The 26610-nt window shown below is 59.7% G+C and carries 21 protein-coding genes, 2 tRNA genes, 3 rRNA genes and 2 pseudogenes; 20 read left to right on the forward strand and 8 right to left on the reverse strand.

The features are described from left to right. The first annotated feature begins 221 nt into the window (after positions 1-221). From ACQ4MM_RS14130 to ACQ4MM_RS14140, 3 genes and pseudogenes are all read left to right on the forward strand, one after another. Positions 222-1004, forward strand: a complete 783-nt coding sequence (locus ACQ4MM_RS14130) for a penicillin acylase family protein (RefSeq protein ID WP_431477964.1) — start codon at positions 222-224, stop codon at positions 1002-1004. Positions 1005-1465: 461 nt separating this feature from the next. Next, the gene (locus ACQ4MM_RS14135; RefSeq protein ID WP_431476802.1) at positions 1466-1741 is read left to right on the forward strand and encodes an STAS domain-containing protein; all 276 of its coding nucleotides are present in this window, start codon (positions 1466-1468) and stop codon (positions 1739-1741) included. A gap of 73 nt (positions 1742-1814) precedes the next feature. After that, positions 1815-1940 (forward strand): annotated as a pseudogene (locus tag ACQ4MM_RS14140) (Hpt domain-containing protein); the annotation flags it as partial. Position 1941: 1 nt separating this feature from the next. Here the strand turns inward: ACQ4MM_RS14140 and ACQ4MM_RS14145 are convergent. Further along, positions 1942-2526, reverse strand: a complete 585-nt coding sequence (locus tag ACQ4MM_RS14145; RefSeq protein ID WP_431478022.1) for a hypothetical protein — start codon at positions 2524-2526, stop codon at positions 1942-1944. Between the two features lie 37 nt (positions 2527-2563). Between ACQ4MM_RS14145 and ACQ4MM_RS14150 the strand changes: the two genes are divergently transcribed. The 9 genes and pseudogenes from ACQ4MM_RS14150 to ACQ4MM_RS14190 all read left to right on the forward strand — a co-directional run bounded on the left by ACQ4MM_RS14150 (position 2564) and on the right by ACQ4MM_RS14190 (position 9614). Then, complete coding sequence (locus tag ACQ4MM_RS14150) at positions 2564-3271, forward strand: chemotaxis protein CheA (protein WP_431477965.1); 708 nt, start codon at positions 2564-2566, stop codon at positions 3269-3271. Further along, positions 3268-3672 carry an ATP-binding protein gene (locus ACQ4MM_RS14155; RefSeq protein WP_431477966.1) on the forward strand — a complete coding sequence of 135 codons (405 nt, stop codon included), beginning with the start codon at positions 3268-3270 and terminating at the stop codon, positions 3670-3672. Before ACQ4MM_RS14150 ends, ACQ4MM_RS14155 begins: the two co-directional genes overlap by 4 nt. Before the next feature lie 158 nt (positions 3673-3830). Then, positions 3831-4532: an MCP four helix bundle domain-containing protein gene (locus tag ACQ4MM_RS14160; protein WP_431477967.1), complete on the forward strand. Its 702-nt coding sequence runs from the start codon at positions 3831-3833 to the stop codon at positions 4530-4532. Then, positions 4462-5453 (forward strand): annotated as a pseudogene (locus tag ACQ4MM_RS14165) (methyl-accepting chemotaxis protein); the annotation flags it as partial. The gene ACQ4MM_RS14160 and the pseudogene ACQ4MM_RS14165, both read left to right, overlap by 71 nt. 9 nt (positions 5454-5462) lie before the next feature. Further along, positions 5463-5933, forward strand: coding sequence for a chemotaxis protein CheW (locus ACQ4MM_RS14170; protein ID WP_431477968.1), 471 nt, complete (start codon positions 5463-5465; stop codon positions 5931-5933). After that, positions 5933-6745, forward strand: coding sequence for a CheR family methyltransferase (locus tag ACQ4MM_RS14175; RefSeq protein ID WP_431477969.1), 813 nt, complete (start codon positions 5933-5935; stop codon positions 6743-6745). Before ACQ4MM_RS14170 ends, ACQ4MM_RS14175 begins: the two co-directional genes overlap by 1 nt. Position 6746: 1 nt before the next feature. Continuing rightward, positions 6747-7256: a chemotaxis protein CheD gene (locus ACQ4MM_RS14180; RefSeq protein ID WP_431477970.1), complete on the forward strand. Its 510-nt coding sequence runs from the start codon at positions 6747-6749 to the stop codon at positions 7254-7256. Further along, complete coding sequence (locus tag ACQ4MM_RS14185; RefSeq protein ID WP_431477971.1) at positions 7253-8362, forward strand: protein-glutamate methylesterase/protein-glutamine glutaminase; 1110 nt, start codon at positions 7253-7255, stop codon at positions 8360-8362. The genes ACQ4MM_RS14180 and ACQ4MM_RS14185 overlap by 4 nt, the downstream gene beginning before the upstream one ends. Next, entirely contained in the window at positions 8349-9614 is a 1266-nt protein-coding gene (locus ACQ4MM_RS14190) for an EAL domain-containing protein (protein WP_431477972.1), read from the forward strand. Before ACQ4MM_RS14185 ends, ACQ4MM_RS14190 begins: the two co-directional genes overlap by 14 nt. Here the strand turns inward: ACQ4MM_RS14190 and ACQ4MM_RS14195 are convergent. Then, positions 9577-10785, reverse strand: a complete 1209-nt coding sequence (locus ACQ4MM_RS14195) for a hybrid sensor histidine kinase/response regulator (protein ID WP_431477973.1) — start codon at positions 10783-10785, stop codon at positions 9577-9579. The genes ACQ4MM_RS14190 and ACQ4MM_RS14195 overlap by 38 nt on opposite strands. A 375-nt stretch (positions 10786-11160) precedes the next feature. Between ACQ4MM_RS14195 and ACQ4MM_RS14200 the strand changes: the two genes are divergently transcribed. From ACQ4MM_RS14200 to ACQ4MM_RS14230, 7 genes are all read left to right on the forward strand, one after another. Further along, positions 11161-12691 (forward strand): 16S ribosomal RNA (locus ACQ4MM_RS14200). 65 nt (positions 12692-12756) lie between these two features. After that, positions 12757-12833, forward strand: a tRNA-Ile gene (locus ACQ4MM_RS14205). Positions 12834-12852: 19 nt separating this feature from the next. Next, a tRNA-Ala gene (locus tag ACQ4MM_RS14210) sits at positions 12853-12928 on the forward strand. A gap of 176 nt (positions 12929-13104) precedes the next feature. Beyond that, positions 13105-15976, forward strand: a 23S ribosomal RNA gene (locus tag ACQ4MM_RS14215). A gap of 104 nt (positions 15977-16080) precedes the next feature. After that, positions 16081-16193 (forward strand): 5S ribosomal RNA (gene rrf / locus ACQ4MM_RS14220). The 16S, 23S and 5S rRNA genes sit together here with 2 tRNA genes alongside, the layout of an rRNA operon. A gap of 88 nt (positions 16194-16281) precedes the next feature. Then, the gene (locus ACQ4MM_RS14225; RefSeq protein ID WP_431477974.1) at positions 16282-18207 is read left to right on the forward strand and encodes an alpha/beta hydrolase family protein; all 1926 of its coding nucleotides are present in this window, start codon (positions 16282-16284) and stop codon (positions 18205-18207) included. Between the two features lie 68 nt (positions 18208-18275). Continuing rightward, positions 18276-20036, forward strand: coding sequence for a DUF885 domain-containing protein (locus ACQ4MM_RS14230; RefSeq protein WP_431477975.1), 1761 nt, complete (start codon positions 18276-18278; stop codon positions 20034-20036). 13 nt (positions 20037-20049) lie between these two features. Here the strand turns inward: ACQ4MM_RS14230 and ACQ4MM_RS14235 are convergent, their stop codons facing one another. The 6 genes from ACQ4MM_RS14235 to ACQ4MM_RS14260 form a co-directional block, all read right to left on the reverse strand. Further along, positions 20050-20400, reverse strand: a complete 351-nt coding sequence (locus ACQ4MM_RS14235) for a DUF1840 domain-containing protein (RefSeq protein ID WP_431477976.1) — start codon at positions 20398-20400, stop codon at positions 20050-20052. A gap of 69 nt (positions 20401-20469) precedes the next feature. Then, entirely contained in the window at positions 20470-20982 is a 513-nt protein-coding gene (locus ACQ4MM_RS14240; RefSeq protein WP_431477977.1) for a hypothetical protein, read from the reverse strand. A 29-nt stretch (positions 20983-21011) separates the two neighbouring features. Continuing rightward, the gene (locus ACQ4MM_RS14245; protein ID WP_431477978.1) at positions 21012-23318 is read right to left on the reverse strand and encodes a TonB-dependent receptor domain-containing protein; all 2307 of its coding nucleotides are present in this window, start codon (positions 23316-23318) and stop codon (positions 21012-21014) included. Between the two features lie 45 nt (positions 23319-23363). After that, on the reverse strand, positions 23364-23795 hold the full coding sequence (locus ACQ4MM_RS14250; protein ID WP_431477979.1) for a hypothetical protein: 432 nt from the start codon (positions 23793-23795) through the stop codon (positions 23364-23366). A 19-nt stretch (positions 23796-23814) separates the two neighbouring features. Beyond that, on the reverse strand, positions 23815-25335 hold the full coding sequence (locus ACQ4MM_RS14255; protein WP_431477980.1) for a YifB family Mg chelatase-like AAA ATPase: 1521 nt from the start codon (positions 25333-25335) through the stop codon (positions 23815-23817). A 73-nt stretch (positions 25336-25408) separates the two neighbouring features. Then, entirely contained in the window at positions 25409-25651 is a 243-nt protein-coding gene (locus ACQ4MM_RS14260) for an accessory factor UbiK family protein (RefSeq protein ID WP_057261060.1), read from the reverse strand. A gap of 191 nt (positions 25652-25842) precedes the next feature. Between ACQ4MM_RS14260 and ACQ4MM_RS14265 the strand changes: the two genes are divergently transcribed. Then, a complete protein-coding gene (locus ACQ4MM_RS14265) occupies positions 25843-26604 on the forward strand; it encodes a TorF family putative porin (RefSeq protein ID WP_431477981.1) in 762 nt (253 codons plus the stop codon). The last annotated feature ends 6 nt before the right edge of the window (positions 26605-26610 follow it).

Genomic DNA, 26610 nt, shown 5'->3' on the forward strand with positions numbered 1-26610 from the left:
ATGCGCTACCTGGTCGACGGCGCGCCCGATATGGCTGGAAACCCGTACTGCGGCGATCGAAGTGCTGCAGCCGGACGGCAGCTTGCTGAAAAAGAGCAAAGCCTTCTACTTCAGCAAGCTGGGTGCGGTGATGGCGATACCAGGCAGCCCACAGGGGCAGGGCGGCCTGCTGGTGCTGGGCGACCCGAATCGCAACAATACGCGCTCGATGGAGCAGTGGCTTGCGATGGGGCGCGCCCGGCAGCGTGCAAGAGTTGAAGCAGCAGCTCGAGCGCCTGGTTGGCCTGCCCTGGGTAAATACGGTGGCGGCGGATCGCAACGGCGGCGCATTGTACGTCGATGCCAGCGTCGTGCCGCACCAGGGAGCCGACAAATTCGGCGGCGATTGCCTGTTGCTGGCGGCATTGCTGATGTTCGATGGCTCGCGCTCCTCCTGCGCCTGGGGGCGTGACGACGACGGCACGCCGGATGGCATTTTCGGCGGTGCCAACGCACCGTCCATGCTGCGCTCGGATTACGTGGCAAATTCCAATGACGGCTATTGGATCACCAATGCGCGGCAACCGCTGGTCGGGCCGACGCCGCTTGGATATTCGCCCTTGTACGGCCCGGTGGGCGTGGCGCAGCACCTGCGTACACGCAGCGGCTTTATCGGGATCGAAGAACTGCTGGCGCAGCGCGGCCAGGTTGGGCCCCAGGACCTGCAGGCGCTGATGTTCAGCAACCGCGTGCTGGCGGCGGAACTGGTGCTGCCGGAACTGCTCCCGGCCTGCATGGCCGGTGCTGATGCATTGCTGCTGAGCTTGGCAGAGGCATGCACCGCCTGGCGCAGTGGGACCGCAAGGCGGAGCTGGATAGCCGCGGCGCGGTGCTGTTCCGTGAGTTCTGGAACAGCGCGGCCAAGCTGCCGGGAATCTGGTCGCTGGCATTCGATGTGGCCGATCCGCTGCACTCGCCGCGCGGCCTGGCGCCGGCAGCAATTCCGGCCATGCTGGCGGCGCTGAAGGATGCGGCGTTGCGCCTGCAGCAGCTTGGCGTGCCCTTTGACGGTCGCCTGGCCGAGTTCCAGGTCGAACCGCGCAATGGCCAGCGCTTCCCTATTCACGGTGCGATTGGCGATATCGATGGCAGCTACAACTCGATCCATATGGCCGGCGTGCTGGGAGCATCGGGCTACGAACGCGTTACCTGGGGGCACCAGCTATATCCACCTGGTCAGCTTCGACGAAAACGGGCCGCTGGCGCGCGGCCTGCTGGTGTATGGCCAGTCCACCGATCCGCGCTCGGCGCATTATGCCGACCAGTTGCCGCTGTACGCGGAAAAGCACCTGCCATTACTGCCATTTACCGCAGCCGCCGATTGCCGCCGATCCGTCGCGCCGGTCTAAGCAATTACGAGAATAGTGACGTATTGCAACTCCACAGCGGGCTTGCCAGTCACCGGGCATGGGCATACGATTGGCGCATGAGCCCACAGCGCATCCAGCCGCCGGCGCTGCTCTTCATTGAAGGCGACCTCACGATCCGGCGCGTGCAGGAATTGAAAGACGTGCTCCTGGCACGCCTTGCCCAGTCGCAGGCGCTGGAAGTGGACCTGGCGGGCGTCACCGAGATCGACACGGCCGGCGCGCAGCTCCTGCTGATGGCGCGCCGCGCCGCGCAAGCCGGCCAAAAGGAGTTGCAGCTGGTCGCCCCCAGCCCGGCTGTCGCCTCGCTGTTCGAGCTGCTGCGCATCCAATAGGAAGGCATTCCCCATGGACCTGGACGAAGGCTTGCAGGCGTTTGTCACCGAGGCGGGGGAATTGCTGGCCGAAATGGAGGCTGGCCTGTTGAAGCTTGGCGAGCATTCTGCGCACGAGGAAGCCGTCAACGCCATCTTTCGCTCCGCCCACACCATCAAGGGCACGGCCGGCCTATTTGGGCTGGACTACATTGTGCTGTTCACCCATGCGGTGGAAAGCGTGCTGGAAGAGGTGCGCAACGGTACGCGGGCCGCTCGACGACGAACTGGTGGCGCTGCTGCTGGACTGCGCCGACCAGATCGGTGCGATGGTGCGCGATGTCGAGCGAGGCGGCCACGGCGATCTTGGTGAACGCTGCCGCCCGCAACTGGATGCGCTGCATGCCTATCTCGTCCCCGCGCCAGGGCTGGTGCTGATGCCGGCCGCGCTCCCGGCATTTAGCATCGGCACCGACGCCGGCCCAAGCGGCTGCTGGCTGGTATCGCTGGATTTTGGACGCGACGTCTTCCGGCAGGGGATGGATCCGGCCTCGTTTATCGCCTATCTTGGCCGCCTTGGCCGCATCGTGGCGCTGGCCACGGTGGACGCCGGACTGCCGCCGCCGGAGCAGATGGACCCGCAAAGCTGCTATCTCGGTTTCGAAGTCGTCCTGGACACCGCGGCCAACGCCGAAGACATCAGCAAAGTATTCGAGTTCCTGCACGACGAATGCACCATTCGCCTGCTGCCGCCGGGCAGCGGCAATGAAGACTTCCAGCGCCTGGCAGAAACGGTGCCATTGCACGGCGCGGCAATCGCGGAAGTGCTGCAGGCCAGCGCGCTTGGAACAGTGGTGCCGGCAGCGCCGCCGCCCGCTGCCGCATCCCTCGCCCCTGGAGCCTGCCGGCGGAGCGGCGGCCAACTCCCGCCAGCACGAAAGCCGCACCATCCGCGTCGATGCCGAGCGCCTTGGCCAATTGATTACGCTGGTGGGGGAATTGATCATCGCCAGCGCGCGCACCCAGATGATCGGCGGCCGCTTCAAGGATGCCGACCTGCAGGACAGCACCTTGGCGCTGGCGGAGCTGGTAGAACAGGTGCGCGACAGCGCCCTGCAACTGCGCATGGTGAAGATCGGGGCCACCTTCAACCGCTTCCAGCGGGTGGTGCACGATGTGGCGCGCGAAATCGGCAAGGATATCCGTCTCGTCCTGAGTGGTGAAGAGGTGGAACTGGACAAGACGCTGGTGGAACGCATCGGCGACCCCTTGACCCACCTGGTGCGCAACGCCATCGACCATGGCATTGAAGCACCCGAAGTGCGGCGCCAGCGCGGCAAGCCTCTGCAGGGAACCGTATCCCTGAACGCCTTCCATGACTCGGGCAGCATCGTGATCGAGGTAGGGGACGACGGCGGCGGCCTGCAGCGCGAACGCATCGTTGCCAGTGCCATTGAACGCGGCTTGCTCGAGCCGGAGCACAGGCCGAGCGGACAGCGAAGTGTTCGCGCTGATATTCGAGCCCGGGTTTTCCCACCGCCAGCGCGGTGACCAGCCTGTCGGGGCGCGGGGTCGGCATGGACGTGGTCAAGCGCAATATCGAGGCGCTACGCGGCAGCATCACCATCGACAGCGAAGCAGGGCGCGGCACGACGGTGCGGGTGCGCCTGCCGCTGACGCTGGCCATCATGGACTGCATGCTGGTCACTGTCGGCAGTTCACGCTTCGCCATTCCGCTCGGCGCGATAGAAGAATGCGTGGAATATGAACGTGAGGGCGAGCGCGGCTTTGGTCGACTTGCGCGGCGAAGTGCTGCCAACGGCGGCGCTGCGCGAACTATTCCGCCTGCACGGCGCAACGCCGCGCCGCGAAAGCGTGCTGGTGGTGCGGCATGCCGGGCCAGCGCGCAGGCCTGGTGGTTGATGGCCTGCAGGGACAATGCCAGGCGGTGATCAAGCCGCTCAGCCCTGTATTCAGCGGCAATCTCCTGCCTGAGCGGGTCGACCGTGCTCGGCAAGCGGCGAGGTGGCATTGATTCTGGACATACCGGCCCTGCTCAAGCTACTACAGGCTAGACAAGCCGGAAACCTGGCAGCATAGGAGCGAGACGATGCAGCGAAAACTGACGGTTGGGATGCGCCTTGGCCTGCTGGTCGGGGTGCTGGTGGCGATGATGGCCGGCATAGGCTATGCCGGCATGCGTGGCATGGAATTCAGCAACGCGCGCCTGAAAGCGACTTACGAAGACCGGACAGTGGCGCTGATTTATCTGGGCAAGGTGAATGAATACATGCTGCGCACCCGGCACCGCATGGTGATGACTGCCGCTGCCAGCAGCCTGGCCGAGGTGGAAGCGGCCCAGCAAGGCGATGCCTCGCACCAGGAGTTGATCCGCAAGAACTGGAACGCGTATATGGGCACTTCCCTGACGCAGGAAGAACAGCAGTTGGCCGCGCAGTACACGGTGGCGTGGAACGGCTGGCAGGATGTGCGCGGCGCCATTATCCAGAAGGCGCGCGCCGGCAAGCATAGAGAAGCCCTGGAAGATGCGCGGGCCGCCGACGTCCAGTTCCGGTCTGTGCTGGCGGCCATGGGAAAGGTGGTTGAAATTGCAGGAGCGGGTGGCGCGCGAGGAATACGAGGCGGCCATGGCGCAAACCGCGGCCACCATGCGCACCAATGCCACGCTGCTGGGCAGCGGCCTGCTGGCTGGCATCTTGCTGTCGATGTGGATGATACGTGGGCTGTTGCGACAGCTCGGTGGCGAGCCGGATTACGCCGCCCATATCGTGCAGGAGGTCGCGCACGGTAACCTGGCGGTGCAAATCCAGCTGAGAAAAGGGGATGAACGCAGCCTGCTGGCGTCAATGAAGCAGATGGTGGACAAGTTGTCAGGCGTCGCCATCGGAGGTGAGCAACGGTGCGCTGGCGCTGGCGGCGGCCTCGGAGCAGGTCAGCGCCACGGCGCAATCGCTGTCGCAGGCGGCCAGCCAGCAAGCGGCCAGCGTCGAGGAAACCAGCGCCTCGGTGGAAGAGATGAGCGCCTCGATCGGCCAGAACACGGACAATGCGCGCGTTTACCGACACCACCGCTTCCAAGGCGGCTGGAGAGGCGGGGGAAAGCGGCGACGCGGTGCGCAGTACGGTCAGTGCCATGCGCGATATAGCGAAGCGCATCGTGATCATCGACGATATCGCCTACCAGACCAACCTGCTGGCGCTGAATGCCGCCATCGAAGCGGCGCGCGCCGGCGAGCACGGACGAGGTTTTGCCGTTGTGGCGGCGGAAGTGCGCAAGCTGGCCGAGCGCAGCCAGGTGGCGGCACAGGAAATCGGCGAGCTGGCCTGCGGCAGTGTGCAGGTGGCGGAACGGGCGGGTAGTTTGCTCGAAGCCATGGTGCCGGCGATCGAGGAGACCTCACGCCTGGTTCAGGAAATTGCCGCCGCCTCGACAGAACAGGCCTCCGGGGTAAGCCAGATTAATATGGCCATGGGGCAGTTGAGCCAGAGCACGCAGCAGAATGCGGCCGGTGCGGAGGAATTGGCGTCCACTGCCGAAGAAATGAGCAGCCAGGCGGAGGAATTGCAGCAGCTGATACGCTTCTTCCGTGTCACACAGGACGAAGCGCCGCGCCGCAACGATGAGGCGAAGCCGCCCCCCAGCCAGCGTGCCGCGCAGCGCCGCCTGGCGCGGGTGCCGCCGCTGGATGAAAGCAACTTCACACGATTTTGAGGCCCAGGCATGGAAGCGGAACACCAGTACCTGAGTTTTCGCCTGGGCCAGGAAACGTTCGGGCTGGGCATACTTGCCGTGCGCGAGATCATCGAGTACGGTGGCGTGACCGATGTGCCGATGATGCCGCCATGTGTGCGCGGCGTGATCAACCTGCGCGGTGCCGTGGTGCCGGTGCTGGACCTGGCGGCGCGTTTCGGGCGCGCCGGTGGCGCCATCGGGCGGCGCAGCTGCATCGTCATAGTCGAAAATGGCGCGGCGCCGGAGCAGCAGGTGCTTGGCCTGCTGGTCGACGCGGTGAATGCGGTGCTCGACATCGATGCCGGACAAATCGAACCGCCGCCCAGTTTTGGAGCAGGGCTGCGCAATGATTTCGTCACAGGAATCGGCAAGGTCAACGGAAAATTCGTGATCCTGGTCAACCTGGAGTCAGTGCTGAACGTGCCCGAAATTGCTGCCATGGCGGGAGATGTGAATTGATGCAGCCGGTCGTTCCCCTGACGGACCGCGAGTTCGTGCAATTCCAGCGTTTCATCCACGAAGCGGCCGGGATCTCGCTATCGGACGCCAAAAAGCCGCTGGTGTCCGGGCGGCTCGCGAAGCGGCTGCACCACCTGCAGTTCAACAACTACGGTTCATATTTCCAGTTGATCAGTGGCGGGGCCGCGCCCGAGGAAACCCAGATCGCAATCGACCTGCTGACCACCAACGAAACCTACTTTTTCCGCGAAATGCGCCATTTCGAGCATTTACGCTCCGTGCTGAGGGAGCGCAAGCAGGACAGCGCGCCATTCCGCGTCTGGAGTGCGGCCTGCTCCACTGGGGAGGAGCCTTATTCGATCGCCATGGTGCTGGCCGACCTGTTGCCGGCGCAAGGCTGGGAAGTGCTGGCCTCCGACATCAGCGCGCGCGTGCTTGAGACGGCACGCCAGGGCCATTATCCGATGACGCGCGCCGCCCATGTGCCGCCGGAATACCTGCGCCGTTTCTGCCTGAAGGGCATCGAGGTCGAAGACGGCACATTGCTGGTGTCGCGCGTGCTGCGTGAGTGCGTGGAGTTCGCCCAGATCAACCTCAATGCCGCGCGCCTGCCGTCGCTGGGCAAGTTTGATGTGATTTTCCTGCGCAATGTGCTGATCTACTTCGACGCCGAAACCAAGCGCCGGGTGGCGCAGCGGGTGCTTGACTACCTGCGGCCGGGAGGCCAGCTGTATATCGGGCATTCGGAAAGCCTGCACGACATGGGACTGCCGGTGCGCAACGTCGCGCCGGCAATCTATCGCAAGGAGTGACATGGAAACCGGCGCCGCTTTCGAAGTCTACCTGCTGCCCGGTGAGTACTTTGTCGGCGACGCGCGCTATCGCATCCGCACGGTGCTGGGGTCCTGTGTCTCGATCACGCTGTGGCATCGCCGGCTGCGCATCGGGGCCATGTCGCACTTCCTGCTGTCGGAGCGCGAATCCGGCCCGGACCCCGAGCCGGCCACGGAACTGAGTGGCCGCTACGGCAAGGACGCGCTGGAATTGATGGTGACGCAGCTGCGTGCGTGCGGGGTGCCTGTGCGCGAATGCGAAGCGAAGGTGTTTGGCGGCGGTACCATGTTTCCCTCGATCGAAGCGGGGCGGCAACCCGGGATCGGCCATCGCAATGGCGTAGCGGCGGAAAAGCTGTTGGCGGAATACGGCATACCCGTGGTATCGGAAAGCCTGTTCGGCACCGGTCACCGGCATATCCTGTTCGACGTGGCGAGCGGCGACGTCTGGGTGCGGCAGGGGGAACTGACGGAAAATGGAGGAGTATGAAGCAGATCAAAGTCATGGTGGTGGACGATTCTGCCGTGGTGCGGCAAGTGCTGAGCGGCCTGCTCGGGCGCGAACCGGACATGCAGGTCACTTATGCCGTGGCCGACCCGATCCTGGCCGGAGAGCGCATGCGCCTGCAGTGGCCGGACGTGGTGGTGCTCGACGTCGAAATGCCGCGCATGGACGGCATCACCTTCCTGCGCAAGATCATGGCCGAAAGGCCAACTCCCGTCGTGATCTGTTCCTCACTGACCGAAAAGAGCACCCGCACTTCGATGGAGGCCCTGGCCGCCGGCGCCGTCGCCGTCGTCGGCAAGCCCAAGCTGGACCTGCGCCAGTCCCTGCGCGATGGCTGCGACGAGCTGGTGGCCGCCGTGCGCAGCGCGGCCCAGGCCAGGCTGCAGCCACCGAGCGGCAGCCGCCCGCCAGCGCCCCCCGTGGCGCCATCGGCCAAGCTGAGCGCGGACGCCATACTGCCCCCGATGGGAGAGGGCGCACCGCCGGCGCGCGGGAATGGGCGCGTGGTGGCGTTGGGCACGTCGACCGGGGGCACGCAAGCACTGGAACGCGTACTGACCGAGTTGACACCCGCCGCACCGGGCATCGTCATCGTGCAGCACATGCCGGAACAGTTCACCGCGGCTTTCGCCGAACGCCTGAATGGCTTGTGCCAGATCACCGTCAGGGAGGCGCGCAATAACGACCCGGTGCGCCCTGGCCAGGCCCTGATTGCGCCCGGTGGCCGCCACATGCTGTTGCGGCGCGGACCTTCCCAATATTTTGTCGAAGTGGTTGAAGGCCCCCTGGTCAACCGGCACAGGCCATCGGTCGACGTCCTGTTCCGTTCTGTCGCAAAATGTGCCGGTGCCAGTGCACTCGGCATTATCATGACCGGGATGGGCGACGATGGCGCGGTCGGCCTGCTGGAAATGCGCCAGGCCGGCGCCCGCACGCTGGCGCAAGATGAGCAGAGTTGCGTGGTGTACGGCATGCCGCGCGAAGCGGTCAAGCGCGGCGCCGCGGAGCGCAGTGTGGCCCTGGATGCAATCAGCCGCGAAATCCTGCAATATGGCGGTATGGAACGGAGGGCGAATGAAGGACTTTAGCGAAAGCACGGCCTTGATCGTCGAAGATAGCACGGTGCAACGAGAGCACGTTGCCGGACTGCTGCGCCAGATCGGCTTCGGCACCGTACTGATTGCGAACGACGGCATCAACGCGCTGCGCACGCTGGAGCTGCGTGCCGCTCCGGTGGATCTGGTGCTGACCGATCTCGATATGCCCGGCATGGACGGAATGGAGCTGATCCAGCAGTTGGCGAAGCGGCGCTGGGCCGCCAATCTGATTGCCGCATCGGCCAACCAACCGCGCTTGCAGGAAGCGGCCGGCAGCTTGCCGCCTGGTAGTGCCATGCGCCTGCTGTCGACCATGCCCAAGCCGGTGCGGCTGGAAGCGCTGCAAGGATTGCTGCACGATGCATCGATGCTGGCGCTGGCCGAACTGGAACAAGAGGTCGCACCCGAAGCCCCCACTATCACTGAAATCGAAGCTGGCCTGGCGGACGGCGAGTTTATTCCTTTATATGCGCCGCGCGTCGCTCTTGATAGTGGCCGGATGGTGGGCATCGCGGTGCAGGGCAGTTGGCGCCGTCCGGGCCGCGACCCGATAGACGTCGACAGCCTTTTGCCGTCACTGGCCGGCGACAGCGAAACCATCGGTGCGCTCCTGCTGGCGCTGGCAACGCAAGCTGCGGCGGACTTGCACAGTTGGCAGGAAATGGGGCTGTCTGCAATCAAGTTATCGCTCCCGCTGCCGGTCGAACTGCTGGAAGACCTGGGGGAGCTGGGCCGGCTGGTGGCTGGCATCCAGGCGCAGGATGTCAAGCCCGGCAGCGTGTGCTGGGAAGTCAGCGAGGCAGTGGTTGCCGCCTGCGAACCTGAGCTACTGCACAATATTGGCCGTCTTAGCTTGCGTGGCTACGGCATCGGCGCGGTCCACTGCGGGCGTTACGAAGCAAAGATGCGGGATTTTGCCTGTTTCCCGCTGTCGGAAATTTCGATCGACCCCATGTTTGTACACGAGGCGGCGCAGCGCAGCCATCGCAGGCCGCTACTCGACGGCCTGCTTGCCATGGCCGGCAAGCTCGGTGTGCCGGCTTGCGCCGACGGCATAGAGAACGTTGACGACTGGGCGCTGATGCGGGAACTGGGCTGCAGCACGGGCCAGGGGCCACTGGTTGCGGTCCCGATGGAAGGGGGCGAGTTCGTCGAATGGTACAAGGACAGCCGCCAGCGCCTGCGTGACTGCGCGGGACATCGCCTCAGTGACGTGGCGCCTCCAGCGGCAGGGACAGGGTAAAGCAGGTTCCGCCACCTTCTTTGCTGCGCACAGTGATCCGGCCGCCCAGGATATCGGACACGATGCTATGCACGATATGCAAGCCGAGGCCTGAGCCTCCCACCCCCATCTTCGTGGTAAAGAAGGGATCGAAGATGCGCTCCTGGTTGCCGGCGCTGATGCCATTGCCGTTATCTCGCACATGCAGTGCAATCCAATCGGGCTTCTCATATTCCGCCACCAGCTCCACCTTGCCTTCGCTGCGGCCGTCGAAGGCGTGCATGATGGCGTTGTTGACCAGGTTGGCGATAACCTGGCCGAGCGGGCCGGGGTAGCTGTCCATCATCAGTTCATCGGGCACGGACTGCACCACTTCGAACGGCGTACGCCTGATCGAGGGCAGGAGGGTCAATACATTGCCCGATACGACTTCCGACAGCAGGAAAGTGCGGCGCTGGGTGCTGGTCTGGTCCACCGCCACTTGTTTGAAGTTGGTGACCAGGTCGGCCGCACGCTGCAGGTTGCGCATCAGGATCTCGGTCGTAGTACAGGCGTTATCGAGGTAGCCGGCCAGCTCCGAGCGGCGCATGTTCTCACCGTTGGCGAAGTGTTCCCGTAAAGCGCCTGTTTGGGCTTCGAAGGTGCTGGCTACCATCAGGCTATTGCCGATCGGCGTATTCAGTTCATGGGCAATGCCGGCCACCAGCGAGCCGAGTGCCGCCAGCTTTTCATGGTGCACCAGGTCTTCCTGGGCACGGGCGAGCGACTGGTAAGCCCGTTTCAGTTCATTGTTAGCGCGGCGCAGGGCGATGTGGGTATTAATGCGGGCCAGGACTTCCTCGACCTGGAATGGCTTGGTGATGTAATCAACACCGCCTACGGCAAAGCCGCTGACAATTTGCTTGGCATCGCTCAGGCCAGTCATGAAGATAACCGGCACGTCGCGCGTGTCGGCATCGGCCTTCAGGCGCCGGCAAGCCTCGAAGCCGTCCAGGCCTGGCATAACAATATCGAGCAGGACCAGGTCCGGTTCGGCCAGCGCCGCGCGCATCATGCCCTCCCGCGCATCATGTGCCAGTACAACCAGGAAGCCGTGGTGGCTCAGATGATCGAGCAGGGCCAGCAGCAAGGTCGGCGAATCGTCGACGACCAAGACTGTTGGCGGGCGCGCTTGAACTTGCTTAGACGGCATTCCAGACTTTTTCACGTGTGGCCCTTGTCAGAGTGAATCTGGCTTGCTATAGTTCTGTCCCTCGCAACGCAACGCTGACAAATCAGCGAAGCGAAACGAGAAAAAGATGGGGTTGACGAGTTGCACGCTGTACCGCATAATCTCGCTTCTCTGCTGCTGACGAACACAACGCTTCGTCGAATAAAGAAAGCAGCGATCTTTAAAAATCAACAGTCGATAAGTGTGGGCGTTTGACGATATTGCCACGAACCTTCGGGTTCGATGCTCAAAATATAGTTATACGCTCGCACAAATATATTAAACGTAATCTCGCAAGAGATTCGTCAGTATTTTGAGTGAGTGACCTGCCGCAGAAATGCGGCAACAACAGAGATTAAACTGAAGAGTTTGATCCTGGCTCAGATTGAACGCTGGCGGCATGCTTTACACATGCAAGTCGAACGGCAGCGCGGACTTCGGTCTGGCGGCGAGTGGCGAACGGGTGAGTAATATATCGGAACGTACCCAAGAGTGGGGGATAACGTAGCGAAAGTTACGCTAATACCGCATACGATCTAAGGATGAAAGCAGGGGATCGCAAGACCTTGTGCTCCTGGAGCGGCCGATATCTGATTAGCTAGTTGGTGGGGTAAAGGCCCACCAAGGCAACGATCAGTAGCTGGTCTGAGAGGACGACCAGCCACACTGGAACTGAGACACGGTCCAGACTCCTACGGGAGGCAGCAGTGGGGAATTTTGGACAATGGGGGCAACCCTGATCCAGCAATGCCGCGTGAGTGAAGAAGGCCTTCGGGTTGTAAAGCTCTTTTGTCAGGGAAGAAAAGGCTGTAGCTAATATCTACAGCTGCTGACGGTACCTGAAGAATAAGCACCGGCTAACTACGTGCCAGCAGCCGCGGTAATACGTAGGGTGCAAGCGTTAATCGGAATTACTGGGCGTAAAGCGTGCGCAGGCGGTTTCGTAAGTCTGTCGTGAAATCCCCGGGCTTAACCTGGGAATGGCGATGGAGACTGCGAGGCTAGAGTTTGGCAGAGGGGGGTAGAATTCCACGTGTAGCAGTGAAATGCGTAGAGATGTGGAGGAACACCGATGGCGAAGGCAGCCCCCTGGGTCAAAACTGACGCTCATGCACGAAAGCGTGGGGAGCAAACAGGATTAGATACCCTGGTAGTCCACGCCCTAAACGATGTCTACTAGTTGTTGGGTCTTAATTGACTTAGTAACGCAGCTAACGCGTGAAGTAGACCGCCTGGGGAGTACGGTCGCAAGATTAAAACTCAAAGGAATTGACGGGGACCCGCACAAGCGGTGGATGATGTGGATTAATTCGATGCAACGCGAAAAACCTTACCTACCCTTGACATGGATGGAATCCCGGAGAGATTTGGGAGTGCTCGAAAGAGAACCATCACACAGGTGCTGCATGGCTGTCGTCAGCTCGTGTCGTGAGATGTTGGGTTAAGTCCCGCAACGAGCGCAACCCTTGTCATTAGTTGCTACGCAAGAGCACTCTAATGAGACTGCCGGTGACAAACCGGAGGAAGGTGGGGATGACGTCAAGTCCTCATGGCCCTTATGGGTAGGGCTTCACACGTCATACAATGGTACATACAGAGGGCCGCCAACCCGCGAGGGGGAGCTAATCCCAGAAAGTGTATCGTAGTCCGGATTGTAGTCTGCAACTCGACTACATGAAGTTGGAATCGCTAGTAATCGCGGATCAGCATGTCGCGGTGAATACGTTCCCGGGTCTTGTACACACCGCCCGTCACACCATGGGAGCGGGTTTTACCAGAAGTAGGTAGCTTAACCGCAAGGAGGGCGCTTACCACGGTAGGATTCGTGACTGGGGTGAAGTCGTAACAAGGTAGCCGTATCGGAAGGTGCGGCTGGATCACCTCCTTTCTAGAGTCGGCATCAGACTCAAACGTTCACACTTATCGACTGTTGTAATACGAAGAACAGCAAATGGGGCTGTAGCTCAGCTGGTTAGAGCACCGTGTTGATAACGCGGGGGTCGTTGGTTCGAGCCCAACCAGCCCTACCAGTCCCTTGGCAGTACACACGGGGGATTAGCTCAGCTGGGAGAGCACCTGCTTTGCAAGCAGGGGGTCGTCGGTTCGATCCCGTCATCCTCCACCAAGATTTCAAATGTAAGCGCAGACGCTTAGGTTTGAACTCTTATGTTCATCGTTCTTTAACAATCTGGAAGAAGTAAAAGTTTTATTAAGCGATATCGAAAGATATCACTTAGGGTAGTAGTAAAACTCATCAAACACAGTAGTAAGTGCTTGAACTTATAGCCGTCAAGGTTATAGGGACAAGTGAATAAGTGCACATGGTGGATGCCTTGGCGATTACAGGCGATGAAGGACGTAGTAGTCTGCGATAAGCTTCGGGGAGCTGACAAACAAGCATTGATCCGAAGATTTCCGAATGGGGAAACCCGGCCTTTTAGGTCATTGCATACTGAATACATAGGTATGCAAAGCGAACGCGGCGAACTGAAACATCTAAGTAGCTGCAGGAAAAGAAATCAACCGAGATTCCCAAAGTAGTGGCGAGCGAAATGGGAAGAGCCTGTATGTGATAGTCGTTCTGATAGTGGAAGCCTCTGGAAATAGGCGCCATAGCGGGTGATAGCCCCGTACGCGAAATCAGAGCGGTGGTACTAAGCATACGACAAGTAGGGCGGGACACGAGAAATCCTGTCTGAACATGGGGGGACCATCCTCCAAGGCTAAATACTCGTAATCGACCGATAGTGAACCAGTACCGTGAGGGAAAGGCGAAAAGAACCCCGGGAGGGGAGTGAAATAGATCCTGAAACCGTGTGCATACAAACAGTAGGAGCCTCGTAAGGGGTGACTGCGTACCTTTTGTATAATGGGTCAGCGACTTACATTCAGTGGCGAGGTTAACCAATTAGGGGAGCCGTAGAGAAATCGAGTCCGAATAGGGCGCTAGTCGCTGGGTGTAGACCCGAAACCAAGTGATCTATCCATGGCCAGGTTGAAGGTGCGGTAACACGCACTGGAGGACCGAACCCACTAATGTTGAAAAATTAGGGGATGAGCTGTGGATAGGGGTGAAAGGCTAAACAAACTTGGAAATAGCTGGTTCTCTCCGAAAACTATTTAGGTAGTGCCTCAAGTATCACCGACGGGGGTAGAGCACTGTTATGGCTAGGGGGTCATCGCGACTTACCAAACCATTGCAAACTCCGAATACCGTTGAGTGCGAGCTTGGGAGACAGACATCGGGTGCTAACGTCCGGTGTCAAGAGGGAAACAACCCAGACCGCCAGCTAAGGTCCCAAAGATTGGCTAAGTGGAAAACGAAGTGGGAAGGCTAAAACAGTCAGGATGTTGGCTTAGAAGCAGCCATCATTTAAAGAAAGCGTAATAGCTCACTGATCGAGTCGTCCTGCGCGGAAGATGTAACGGGGCTAAGCCAGTCACCGAAGCTGCGGATATCCGCAAGGATATGGTAGGAGAGCGTTCTGTAAGCCTGCGAAGGTGTCTTGTGAAGGATGCTGGAGGTATCAGAAGTGCGAATGCTGACATGAGTAGCGATAATGCGGGTGAAAAGCCCGCACGCCGTAAGCCCAAGGTTTCCTGTTCAACGTTCATCGGAGCAGGGTGAGTCGGCCCCTAAGGCGAGGCAGAGATGCGTAGCTGATGGGAAGCAGGTTAATATTCCTGCACCGTCGTATGATGCGATGGGGGGACGGATCGCGGAAGGTTGTCTGACTGTTGGAATAGTCAGTTTCTGGTTCATAGAAGGCGCTTAGGCAAATCCGGGCGCGTAATTCAAGGGACTGGGACGAGTGCACTAGTGCACGAAGCAATCGGAAGTGGTTCCAAGAAAAGCCTCTAAGCTTCAGTCATACGAGACCGTACCGCAAACCGACACAGGTGGGCGAGATGAGTATTCTAAGGCGCTTGAGAGAACTCGGGAGAAGGAACTCGGCAAATTGGTACCGTAACTTCGGGATAAGGTACGCCTCGGTAGTTTGACCACTTTACTGTGGAAGGACGAAAAGGTTGCAATAAACTGGTGGCTGCGACTGTTTAATAAAAACACAGCACTCTGCAAACACGAAAGTGGACGTATAGGGTGTGACGCCTGCCCGGTGCTGGAAGATTAAATGATGGGGTGCAAGCTCTTGATTGAAGTCCCAGTAAACGGCGGCCGTAACTATAACGGTCCTAAGGTAGCGAAATTCCTTGTCGGGTAAGTTCCGACCTGCACGAATGGCGTAACGATGGCCACACTGTCTCCTCCCGAGACTCAGCGAAGTTGAAGTGTTTGTGATGATGCAATCTACCCGCGGCTAGACGGAAAGACCCCATGAACCTTTACTGTAGCTTTGCATTGGACTTTGAACCAATCTGTGTAGGATAGGTGGGAGGCTTTGAAGTAGGGACGCCAGTTCCTATGGAGCCAACCTTGAAATACCACCCTGGTTTGTTTGAGGTTCTAACCTTGGTCCGTAATCCGGATCGGGGACAGTGCATGGTAGGCAGTTTGACTGGGGCGGTCTCCTCCCAAAGTGTAACGGAGGAGTTCGAAGGTACGCTAGGTACGGTCGGACATCGTGCTAATAGTGCAATGGCATAAGCGTGCTTAACTGCGAGACCGACAAGTCGAGCAGGTACGAAAGTAGGACATAGTGATCCGGTGGTTCTGTATGGAAGGGCCATCGCTCAACGGATAAAAGGTACTCTGGGGATAACAGGCTGATTCCTCCCAAGAGTTCATATCGACGGGGGAGTTTGGCACCTCGATGTCGGCTCATCACATCCTGGGGCTGTAGCCGGTCCCAAGGGTATGGCTGTTCGCCATTTAAAGTGGTACGTGAGCTGGGTTTAAAACGTCGTGAGACAGTTTGGTCCCTATCTGCCGTGGGCGTTGGAAATTTGAAGGGGGCTGCTCCTAGTACGAGAGGACCGGAGTGGACGAACCTCTGGTGTACCGGTTGTCACGCCAGTGGCATTGCCGGGTAGCTAAGTTCGGAAGAGATAACCGCTGAAAGCATCTAAGCGGGAAACTTGCCTTAAGATGAGATTTCCCAGAGCCTTGAGCTCTTTGAAGGGTCGTTCGAGACCAGGACGTTGATAGGTCAGGTGTGGAAGTGCAGTAATGCATTAAGCTAACTGATACTAATTGCCCGTACGGCTTGTCCCTATAACCTTGCCGGTTATACAGCACTTGCCTGTGTTTGAGATACCCAACTTTACTTCTTCCAGATTGCGCACCTTGCTCAGCGAGCAGGGTGCATACAAGTTATGCCTGATGACCATAGCAAGTCGGTCCCACCCCTTCCCATCCCGAACAGGACCGTGAAACGACTTTGCGCCGATGATAGTGCTGCAACCAGTGTGAAAGTAGGTTATCGTCAGGCTCTTATTAGAAAAGCCCGCTAGGCATATGCCAGCGGGCTTTTCGCATTTTTGCAATATAATTTCGCATCTAGTTATTCTCAGTTCGTGATGCGAAACTTCCTTTTGCCCGTCCTGGCGCAATTCCTCGTTGCGCCTCTTGTCCTGGCTGCCTCGTCGCTCAGCATTAATGATGCCACTGCTCCTGGCTCGATGGTGAAAGTGGTCATTTCACCCGATACCAAGCACCTGGCCGCGATCGTTTTTAACGGCACTAACTACGGATTGGGTCTTTTTGACAGCGAGACCCTCAAAAGCAAGTTGATCTACGACGGAAGTAACGCAACCTGGGGCAGCGGAACGTATGCACGAGCCCCGCGCAATGTGGAATGGGCAGGCAATGATCTGTTGGCCGTAGATCTCGGGCTTGATGTCGCGAGCATGTCGCTGGAAGGCAAAGTTGTGGTGAAATTTGCCGAATCACTGATCGGACCTGCCGAGAGGGGGAACAAAAGCTCCGTCATGAAGCTGGTTTATACGGATAGCGATGACGGTGACATTGCCTTGGCCAATGCGCAAACTGGCGAGCTTCGGAAGTTCAGTTATCCCAGTGGGAAGCCGGTTCGCTGGGCCTTCGACAAGTCAGGGCAATTGCGTGCAGTTACATTGATGAACTCTGCTTTCTGGAAAGACGTCACAAAAGTCAGCAATTGGTATCGCGCCAGCCCCGAAGCGAAATGGGAGATGCTGGCAGAGTTCGGTGTGCATGAAGACTATTGGACGCCGGTTTATGTGCCAGATGAAACAGGCAAGCTAGTGGTGCGTTCACGTATGGGCCGCGACACATACGCGCTGTATGAGTATGACGTTGGGACGCGGGCATTAGGCAGCATGATGGTCGGCCATCCCACGCTCGATATTATTCAAGCTGATGGCGTGTCCAGTGGAGTTGATGCGATTGACAGGGTGTTCACTCATGGAATGAAGCCACAGGTAGCCTGGTTTAATCCTGTGTGGGCAAGCCTGCAGGCGAGCGTAGACCAGACTTTCCCTGAAACGATCAACTCCCTGTCCGGCGATCCGGCAAAGCGAATCCTTATCCATTCTTACAGCGATGTCGATCCGGGCTCCTGGTATCTCCTCGATATTCCCACGATGCGCTTAAGGACAATCGCGGCCGCCAACCCATTGATCAAATCGGAAGAGATGCGCCCGATGTCAGTGGTCCAATACGCAGCGGCAGATGGGCTCGTCATTCCGGCTTACCTGACGCGCCCGGCTAACGCGGAGGGTCCACAGCCGACCGTGGTGATGATTCACGGTGGCCCCGTTGCCAGGGATCACTGGCGATGGGATGCGGATGTGCAACTGCTGGCCAGCCGAGGCTACGTCGTCTTCCAGCCCCAATTTCGTGGTTCCAGCGGCTTCGGGAAGAAATTCGAGAAGGCGGGAATGGGCCAGTGGGGCCTTGCCATGCAGGATGATGTTACCGCAGGAGTGCAGTTCCTGATACGCGAAGGAATCGCAGATCCCAAGCGGATATGCATTTATGGCGCGAGTTATGGCGGCTATGCAGCTTTGTGGGGGCTGGCCAAAACGCCTGAGCTATATCGTTGTGGCATCAGCTTCGCCGGCGTGTCGGACATCGAGCATATGTGGACCGATTATTCGGATCGTTCGGAAAGTAAAGTTGGCCGTGAGTCCATGAGAAATTTGATTGGCGACGTACACACCCAGCGAGAGAAATTTGCCGAGGTTTCCCCGGTAAAGAATGCAGAAAAAATCAAGGCTCCGGTATTGCTGATTCATGGGCAGAGGGACCGCAGGGTGCCAATCAGCCATAGCTACGATATGTGGTTTGCGCTCAAGCGCTTCGGGAACAAAAACGAATGGCTCAGCTTTGAGGATGAAGGGCACGGCATTGCCTTGGTGAGTAACCAAAGGGACTTTTACAAGCGGCTCCTGGACTTCCTGCAAAAGCATATCGGGGGACTACCAGAGGTGGCTGAGCCGGCTGCGGGAGTAAACGTGAAATAAACAGCCGGGTACAGATGCGAGGTTTTTGTTTTACTATACGGCACGCAATTCTTTATAAAGGAATAACGATGCCGATCACGAAACTCCTCAGTGGCCTGACCCTGGCCCTGCTTTCCCTTCACGTCTCTGCGGCTACCGAGCCGGCTTGGATCACCAAGAGCAACGAGAACGCCAAACTGCTGCTGAACCTGCAAGCCAAGTATTCTCCTGAAAGCGCCAGCAGCCTGGGCGTCGATGGCTATGACGAGCAGATTACCGACATGTCGCGCGACCTGTTCGATGTCACCGTCAAAGATACGCGAGCTGTCATCGCCGAACTGCAGAAACGCCTGAAGGCGGAGAAGGACCCGAAGGTCAAGCAGGACCTGGAGATCTTGATCGGCGCGGCGGAAGACCAGTTGCGCTCGGCTGCAGTGAACCGCAAGCATTTGCTGCCATTTCTGGACCTGACCCAGCTCATGTTCGGCGTGATGCGCCAGACGCTGGATCCACGCATCCCGAAAGAGCGCCAGAAAACCCTGCTAGTGCGCATGGAAAAATACGCCGGTATTACCAAGGGCTACCGTCCGATTACTGACCTGGCTTACGAGCGCTATGTGGAACGTCAGAAGGCCGACAAGAACCTGCTCGGCCCTTACAAGGGCGAGGTGGAGCAGGCGCTGAGCGCGGCCCCGGCCATGATCAAAGGCATGAAGGACCTGCTCAGCAAGAGTGAATTGAAAGGCTGGGAGCCAGCATTCGCCGCAATCGAAACCCAACTGACCGCATATAACGCCAAGATCAAGGACCAGATCCTGCCGAAGGCGCGTGCCGACCATCGCTTGCCGGTGGAAGTGTACGCCGACAACCTGCACCAGTTCGGCGTAGATATCGCGCCGAAGGAGCTGATTGCGAAGGCTTTGACGTCGTTTGCAGAAATCCGTAACCAGATGGCCATTACTGCCAGCCTGATCGCCAAGGAGCGCAAGCTGCCGAACGCGGACTACCGCGCCGTCATGCGCGAGCTGAAAAAGCAGCAGATCCCGGCTGATCAGGTAATGCCGCTGTATGGCGAACGCCTGACCCAAATTGAATCCGCCGTGCGTGAGCAAGGCATCGTTACCCTGCCGGACCGCAAAGCGGTGATTCGCCTGGCGAGTGAAGCCGAGAACGCGCAGCAGCCTGCGCCGCACATGAGCCCTCCACGCCTGATCGGCAATACCGGTGAGTATGGCGAGTTCGTGCTGACCACCGGCATGCCGCCTGACGCCAGCGGCAAGAAGCTGGTCTTCGACGACTTCACCCACCAGGCTGGTAGCTGGACATTGACCGCGCACGAAGCACGCCCAGGCCACGAACTGCAGTTTGCGAAGATGATCGAGATGGGCGTGTCGACTGCCCGCGGCGTGTTCGCTTTCAACAGCGTGAACGTGGAAGGCTGGGCGCTGTATGCCGAGGCGGAAATGCAACCGTTCGAGCCGCTCGATGGCCAGTTGTTCGCGCTGCAGGCCCGCATGCAGCGTGCAGCCCGCGCTTTCCTCGACCCGATGGTCAACCTGGGTGAAATCAGTCCCGAAGGCGTGAAGTCGTTCCTGATGGATGAGGTTGGCCTGTCCGAAGGTATGGCAACGCAGGAAATGCAGCGCTACACTTTCCGCGCGCCGGGCCAGGCGACTTCATACTTCTATGGCTATCAGCGTCTGATGGAAACCCGCCAGGCGGCGGAAGTGGCCTTGCGTCAGAAATTCAATCGCAAAGCGTTCAACGACTTCGTGCTGTCCCAGGGGATGCTGCCGCCTGCGCTGCTGCGCAAGGCGGTCATGGAAGAGTTCGTACCGGCTCAGAAATAAGCCAGAGGTGGGGCTACACGCCCCACACAATATCGTGCCCGCCGGTCTGGGCGGCACGCAGCATTTCCAGGAGGGGGAAGGCGCGCTGCGCGAATCCTACCTTCTGGGTTTCGCCGAAACCGGCATCCCCATCATCGTCGGGCAGCGCATGGCTGGGCATATGGGCGGCATGCTCGGAATCGACTTCCGGATGCAGTTTGCTTAGTGCAACTTCCTTCTCGAGCAGTTGCAGCGCCTGGGAAGCTTCCGCTGCCGTGATGACGCCTCGCGTGGGACTTTTCTTCAGCAGGTCCATGATGCGTTCGACGTGCTCGCGAGCCATCATGAGTTCCGGCGACGAAATGGATTTAAATTTGATCAACATGGCGCGCTTCCCTTAGTTTGTTGATGTGCTAATACGATAGCACGAGTGCAGTCGCGCGCGTCGTGCTACTTAATACAATTTAAACGAACTCAAGAATGTATCAACCGTATCCGCATCAAAATGTTTCTGGTTCCCCAGAATGACGACCTGATATACGCGTTTATCCTTCGCCAGAAAGCGGCCATGCATGGCCAGCGGGGCGCCATTGGGCGCGGCGCCGCGTGCTTCCACTTCAAACGCACCATCCTTGGTGCTTTCTTTGGTAATAGTACCGCCGATATTACGCACCATGGCAAGCTTCATCGCTTGCACCGCCTGGGCTGCCTTGGCGGCATCGGGTAGCTCAGCAGTACCGACGGCGAACATGGTGCCGTCGACTTCTGCTGCGGACATGGTCATCTTCACTTCCTGGCCATCGAGGTTGACGGCGCGGGTGTGGGTGGCGGCTTTGCCGGGCAACATGATGGTGTACGGTGCATCGGTGCTGCGGAAATCGCGCCAGTCGAATTTGGGGCTGCAGGCTGCGAGCGCAACTGCAGCAAGCAGGGCCGCGAGGGCTTTGTTCAGGGTCGGTTTCTTCATAGCCTGAATGGTAGCACCTCGCGCTCGGATCATTCTCCGCCGGGGCCGGGCCCCATGCCGCCGCCTGGAGGTGGACCCATACCAGGGCCGCCCTGACCGCGCATGCCACCTGGCTCGCGGTCAGGCCCGCCTTCCCGCCGCGTGCCTGGCGCGCCGCCGAAGCGGTAGGACAGGCCGACGTAGATGATGCGGCCATCGAATTCGCGCAGCGAGCGTTCGCGCAGGGCATAGGTGTCGGTGACTGTCGACATCTTGTTGCTGTTGAAGACGTCGGTGGCGTTGACCATCAGGGCCAGTTGCGGCGTGATGGCGTGGCGCCAGGTCAGGTTCAGCGTGGTGTTTGGTTCGCGGTAGCCCTGGCCAGTCAACATCTTGCCTTGCGCCTGGACGGCTGCTTGCAGCATATCGGTGCTGGTCGCCTGCCAGTTCAGGCGCAGGCGGCCGCTCAGTGAAGACGCGGTGCGCTTGGTCTCGTCGCCAGTCACTTCCAGCACGCTCTGTTCGAAGCGCGCTACGTTGCCGCTGAGGTTCAGCGATAGCGTCGGCAGAAGCTTGCCGGTCAGCGTGAACTCCATGCCGCCGGAGCGCGTGCTGCCGGCATTTTCGCGGGTGGTCAGCAGCACAGTGTCGCTGATGAAGTATTTGCGGTCCAGGATGGAATCGGCCTCGTCGCGGAAGTAGCCGCGCAGATTGGTCTCCAGGCCGAACAGGCGGGTCTCGTAACCGAGTTCGAAGGAATCCGTTTGGGCCGGCTTCAGTTTCGGATTGCCGGAGGAGACGTTCAGTTCATCGCGGTAGACCACGAAGGGATTCAGGTCTTGTGCATTCGGGCGGCGCAGGCGGTGCGCGTAGGCGAAACGCATTTGCGAGTTTTCGCTCATCTTGTAGGTGGCGAAGAAGCTCGGGATCAGGTTGGTGTAGCTGTTGCCTGCGACGACCTGGCTGGTGAGCTGGTCGATTTCCATCTCGGTATGCTCGGCGCGAAGGCCTGCCATCAGGCCCCACTGCTCGTTGAGGCGCATCTGGTACGAACCGTAGGCGGCGTAGATGGTTTCCTTCATGTCGAAGGCATTACTGCGCAAGGCGTTGGGCGAGCCTTCCTGCGTGATCGGGTCGATGTTGGTGTAATCGATGCTGGAATCATTCCGGTTCTGGACGATCTTGTAGCCAAGCTTGGTAACGCCGCCAAGCAAGTTAGCCTCGTAGTCGCCGGTGAAGTCGATGATCTCGTTCTTGTTGCGGTTCTTTTGCGCGCTGTCGACCTGGCTGCCGATCGGCGGCCGCACCACGTAGCTATTGCGGTAGTTGTTGTCGGAATCGTTGGTGGCGATCGAAACGCGCAAGTCCATCTTGAAGGTCTCGCCCGGCGCGTCGCCCTTGTGGTCCCAGCGCGCATTCCACGAGTAGTTCGTACTTTCACCTTCGCGCAGGGTGCCGCGCAGGTAGTTGTCGGTGACGAAACCGTCAGGATCTGTCGACAGGTAGTTGTCGGTCGCGCGCGCATCGTTGGTGCGGTGCGAGTAAGCGACTTGCGCGCCCAGTGTATCGCTGGCGCCCAGGTTGTAGGTGACGCCACCGTTCAAGCCTGCATTGTCATTCAGGCCGTTCGATTGCGATTGCTGCTCGCTGTGCGACAGTGCGCCGCTGCGCGGATCGATGCGGTCGCGCACCGTTTCGCCGACCGAGTTGCGGCCGTCGTGACGCAGGTTGATGCCGCCCTGGAAGCCCCACAGGCCTTGGTTATAAGTGCCGGACAGCGCGCTGTTGTAGCGGCCCGCCGTTCCGTAGTTGGCATTGGCTACGCCGAAGCCGCCTGGTTTGCGCGAACGCTTCATCACCAGGTTGATGATCGGACCGCCGCCGCCTTCGTTGCCGAATTGCGCGCCGGGGTTGTTGATCACTTCCACCGATTCCAGGTCTTCTGCCGGGATCGACTGCAGCGCCGGGCCACGGTTATCGCCTTGCAGCATGGCCGATGGCTTGCCGTCGACGTAGACCTGCACATTGCTGCTGCCGCGCAAGGTCAGCGAGCCGTCCGGGTCCACATTCACGGAAGGAACGTTGTTCAGCGCATCGGCTGCGGAGCCATTGCTGCTGGACGTGTCGGATTTCACATCGTAGACCTGGCGGTCGATGCGGTTGGTAGGGCGCTCTGCTGCCACCGTCACACTGGCGATGTTGCCAGGCTCTGGGGGGACTTCCTTTTTTACGGTTGCTGGCGCGGCGTCGGCCTTGGCTGGCTGGGAGGTCTGGGATTGGGCAGCGGCGCTGCCGCAGCACAGAAGAATCAGGAGAGGGCCGGCGCAGTAGCGCGAGTAACGGTATTGGGTAGTCATGGTGGCGGCAATTCTAGCGAAGAAAGCGCCACCCAAACCACGGATTTACGCGGAATTACATTTGAAACTTGGCGTTGCCGAAGGGAGTTCACCTGCATCGGAATTGAATTCCCGTAGCACCTTCATGGCAAGCGCACCTTTTCCCAGGCCGGTGCCGCGGTTATGTGAGCTCAAATTCTGGCGATCCGTTACGTCGTCCCAGAGGTCCACGGATTCAACCTTCGTGTGGGATGCATCCGTGTCGATCTCGAACTCGATGAATCTCCCAGCATTGGTCAGCAGAAGGCCGGACAGGCTTGGCATGCCTGGATAGTCGATATCGAGGTCCAGGAAAACGCAGGTGGTGCAGTCGACGCCGCGATCGGTAGCGACCGTGACGAGTGCCGACGGCAAAGGCTTGATTCGCCAATAGTTGGCGCTGCGTCGAATTTCCTCCTCGATAACCAGATTCTGCTGCTGGACGTTTCTCTGCTTCATAAAGGGCATTGTAACGGTATCAGGGTTCGCGCAGGGCGCGGCGCAAATTGATCGCTTCAGATACGTGCTTGCCGCCGATCTGCTTCTGGCCATCCAGGTCGGCCACGGTGCGGGCCACGCGCAGCACGCGGTGATAGGCGCGGGCCGACCAATGCAGCTTGTGCATGGCGGCGCGCAGCACGGCTTGGCCGCTGGCATCCGGCTTGCAGAATCGGTCGATTTCGCGCGGCGTAAGCTGCTGGTTGGTTTTGCCCTGGCGGGCGATCTGGCGTTCGAAGGTTGCATGCACGCGCGCGGCAATTGTCTCGGATAGTTCGCCAACGGCATCCGCTTGCAGGATGTCGGGTGGAACAGGGCCGACTTCGATCTGCATGTCGATGCGGTCAAGCAGGGGACCCGATACCCGGCTTTGGTAGCGCAGGATCTGGTCAGGCGTACAGTGGCAAAGCCCAGCGGGGTGCCCAAGGTAGCCGCATGGGCAGGGGTTCATGGCAGCGATCAGCTGAAAGCGGGCAGGGAAGTCGGCGTGCCGCGTGGCGCGGGCGATGGTGACGCGGCCGGATTCGAGTGGCTCGCGCAGCACCTCCAGTACGCGGCGGTCGAATTCGGGTAATTCGTCGAGAAAAAGCACGCCGCAGTGGGCCAGCGAAATTTCGCCGGGGCGCGGTACGCTGCCGCCACCGACCAGTGCCGCGCCGGACGAAGTGTGGTGCGGGGCGCGGAAGGGGCGCACCTTCCAGCCTTCGACGGTGAAGCCGCTGATCAGGGACTGCACGGCAGCGGCCTCCAGTGCTTCGTCGTCCGTCATCAAAGGCAGCAGGCCTGCAAAGCGGGTAGCCAGCATGGTCTTGCCGGCGCCGGGCGGGCCGACCAGCAATACCGAATGGCGTCCTGCGGCGGCAACCTCCATTGCGCGCTTGGCGAAGATCTGGCCTTTGACGTCGGCGAAATCGGGAATGGCTGGCGGCAGAGGCAGGGGCTGGGACACATGGCGCGGCAGGGCGAAGCTGCCATCGGGATCCAGCCCGAAATGGGCGCATACCTGCAGCAGTGTGGCTGCGGGGTAGATGCGCGCGCCGGCGACCAGCGCGGCTTCGTCGGCGTTGGCCGTGGGCAGGATGAAGCCACGGCCGGCGCCACCGGCGGAGCGCTGCATGGCGTAGGTCATTGCCAGTGCACCGCGAATCGGGCGTAGCTCGCCGGTCAGCGACAGTTCGCCGGCAAATTCGAATTGTTCCAGTATCGATGACGGGACCTGGCCGGAGGCGGCCAGGATGCCGATGGCGATCGGTAGGTCGAAACGGCCTGATTCCTTGGGCAAGTCGGCCGGCGCCAGGTTGACGGTGATGCGGTGTTGCGGCAGTTCGAAGCCGGCGTTGGTGATGGCGGCACGTACGCGGTCGCGCGACTCTTTCACTTCGGTGTCGGCCAGGCCGACGATGGTGAAGGCCGGCAGGCCGTTAGCCAGATGAACTTCGACGCTGACTTCCGGCGCCTGCATGCCGGCCAGGGCGCGGCTCTTGATTACGGCAATGGTCATGGTGGCCTCCCGGTCTACAACTGAACATCGTAGGCCTCGGGCGCCACCGCTCGTTTGAGCTAGCGCAAGGGGATTACTTGTCGGCCAGCTTGGCTTCCAGCTCGGCCAGGCGCGATTCCATCAGGTCCAGCTTGGCGCGCGCCTTGGCCAGCATCTGGGCCTGGATGTCGAATTCCTCACGGGTTACCAGGTCCAGCTTGGCAAAGCCCTGGGTCATCATCGCCTTGACGTTCTTTTCAATATCCTTGGCAGGCGAGTTTTCGATGACTTGGTTGACCTTTTGTTGCAGGTCATTGAAGAAGGCGTTCATGTCCATGTTTTTCTTTCCGATATGTGAGTTTGTGCACCACGAAGGTGCGGCTTTGGCATTAAATGGTGCGGAAACCTGTCCTTATATCAATTCGCGCACGAATTTTGGCTGGCACGCAATCTGCTAATAAGCAAGAAAGCTGTTATTTCAGACTGAATTTTAAACCGCAATAAAAGTTCACTCAAAAGGAAATCGCCATGATTCACAAGAGCAAGAAGCTGGGTCTCACCGCTGCAGTCGCATTGGCAATGGCAACGATGGGAACCGGTTTGGCCCAGGCGGCCGATGCCGCCCCGGAGGCGAAGCCTGATAATGAGTTCAGCTATAACGCGGCCCTGACCAGCGACTACCGCTACCGTGGTATCTCGCAAACCCGCCTGAAACCAGCGCTGCAAGGCGGCGCCGACTGGGTCAACAATCCGACTGGTTTCTATGCAGGTGCCTGGGGCTCCACCATCAAGTGGATCAAGGATGGCGGCGGTGATGCTTCCGTTGAACTGGACCTGTATGGCGGCAAGCGCGGTGAAATCGCGCCTGGCGTCAGCTACGACGTGGGCTTCCTGGCTTACGTTTACCCCTCCAACGACCTGCATCCAAGCCCGAATACCCGCGAACTGTATGGCCAGGTAGGCTATGGCCCGGCAACCCTCAAGTATTCGCATTCGCTGAGCAACCTGTTCGGCTTTGCCGACAGCAAGCACAGTACCTACATCGACGCTTCCGTCAACCAGGAAGTGTACGAAGGCATCGTCCTGAACCTGCACGTTGGCCGCCAGAAGGTGAAGAACAATAGCGTCTTCAGCTACACCGACTGGAAAGTCGGCGCGACCAAGGACTTCGGCGTGGCTTCCGTGGCACTGGCCTATATCAAGACCAATAGCGACGTGTATATCGCGCCGACCAATGGCAAAAACCTGGGCAAGGGCGGCTTGGTGCTGACCGTGTCCAAAACCTTCTGAAGAGGC

Origin of the sequence: Massilia eburnea (genome assembly GCF_050709955.1) — a bacterium.
GTDB lineage: Bacteria > Pseudomonadota > Gammaproteobacteria > Burkholderiales > Burkholderiaceae_D > Rugamonas > Rugamonas eburnea_A.

What these genes read in the sequence shown, in the direction of transcription:
- ACQ4MM_RS14135 (WP_431476802.1), top strand. Translation starts at nt 1,466, where the DNA reads ATGAGCCCACAGCGCATCCAGCCGCCGGCGCTGCTCTTCATTGAAGGC.
- ACQ4MM_RS14160 (WP_431477967.1), top strand. Translation starts at nt 3,831, where the DNA reads ATGCAGCGAAAACTGACGGTTGGGATGCGCCTTGGCCTGCTGGTCGGG.
- ACQ4MM_RS14170 (WP_431477968.1), top strand. Translation starts at nt 5,463, where the DNA reads ATGGAAGCGGAACACCAGTACCTGAGTTTTCGCCTGGGCCAGGAAACG.
- ACQ4MM_RS14175 (WP_431477969.1), top strand. Translation starts at nt 5,933, where the DNA reads ATGCAGCCGGTCGTTCCCCTGACGGACCGCGAGTTCGTGCAATTCCAG.
- ACQ4MM_RS14180 (WP_431477970.1), top strand. Translation starts at nt 6,747, where the DNA reads ATGGAAACCGGCGCCGCTTTCGAAGTCTACCTGCTGCCCGGTGAGTAC.
- ACQ4MM_RS14185 (WP_431477971.1), top strand. Translation starts at nt 7,253, where the DNA reads ATGAAGCAGATCAAAGTCATGGTGGTGGACGATTCTGCCGTGGTGCGG.
- ACQ4MM_RS14190 (WP_431477972.1), top strand. Translation starts at nt 8,349, where the DNA reads ATGAAGGACTTTAGCGAAAGCACGGCCTTGATCGTCGAAGATAGCACG.
- ACQ4MM_RS14195 (WP_431477973.1), bottom strand. Translation starts at nt 10,785, where the DNA reads ATGCCGTCTAAGCAAGTTCAAGCGCGCCCGCCAACAGTCTTGGTCGTC.
- ACQ4MM_RS14225 (WP_431477974.1), top strand. Translation starts at nt 16,282, where the DNA reads ATGCGAAACTTCCTTTTGCCCGTCCTGGCGCAATTCCTCGTTGCGCCT.
- ACQ4MM_RS14230 (WP_431477975.1), top strand. Translation starts at nt 18,276, where the DNA reads ATGCCGATCACGAAACTCCTCAGTGGCCTGACCCTGGCCCTGCTTTCC.
- ACQ4MM_RS14235 (WP_431477976.1), bottom strand. Translation starts at nt 20,400, where the DNA reads ATGTTGATCAAATTTAAATCCATTTCGTCGCCGGAACTCATGATGGCT.
- ACQ4MM_RS14240 (WP_431477977.1), bottom strand. Translation starts at nt 20,982, where the DNA reads ATGAAGAAACCGACCCTGAACAAAGCCCTCGCGGCCCTGCTTGCTGCA.
- ACQ4MM_RS14245 (WP_431477978.1), bottom strand. Translation starts at nt 23,318, where the DNA reads ATGACTACCCAATACCGTTACTCGCGCTACTGCGCCGGCCCTCTCCTG.
- ACQ4MM_RS14250 (WP_431477979.1), bottom strand. Translation starts at nt 23,795, where the DNA reads ATGAAGCAGAGAAACGTCCAGCAGCAGAATCTGGTTATCGAGGAGGAA.
- ACQ4MM_RS14255 (WP_431477980.1), bottom strand. Translation starts at nt 25,335, where the DNA reads ATGACCATTGCCGTAATCAAGAGCCGCGCCCTGGCCGGCATGCAGGCG.
- ACQ4MM_RS14260 (WP_057261060.1), bottom strand. Translation starts at nt 25,651, where the DNA reads ATGGACATGAACGCCTTCTTCAATGACCTGCAACAAAAGGTCAACCAA.
- ACQ4MM_RS14265 (WP_431477981.1), top strand. Translation starts at nt 25,843, where the DNA reads ATGATTCACAAGAGCAAGAAGCTGGGTCTCACCGCTGCAGTCGCATTG.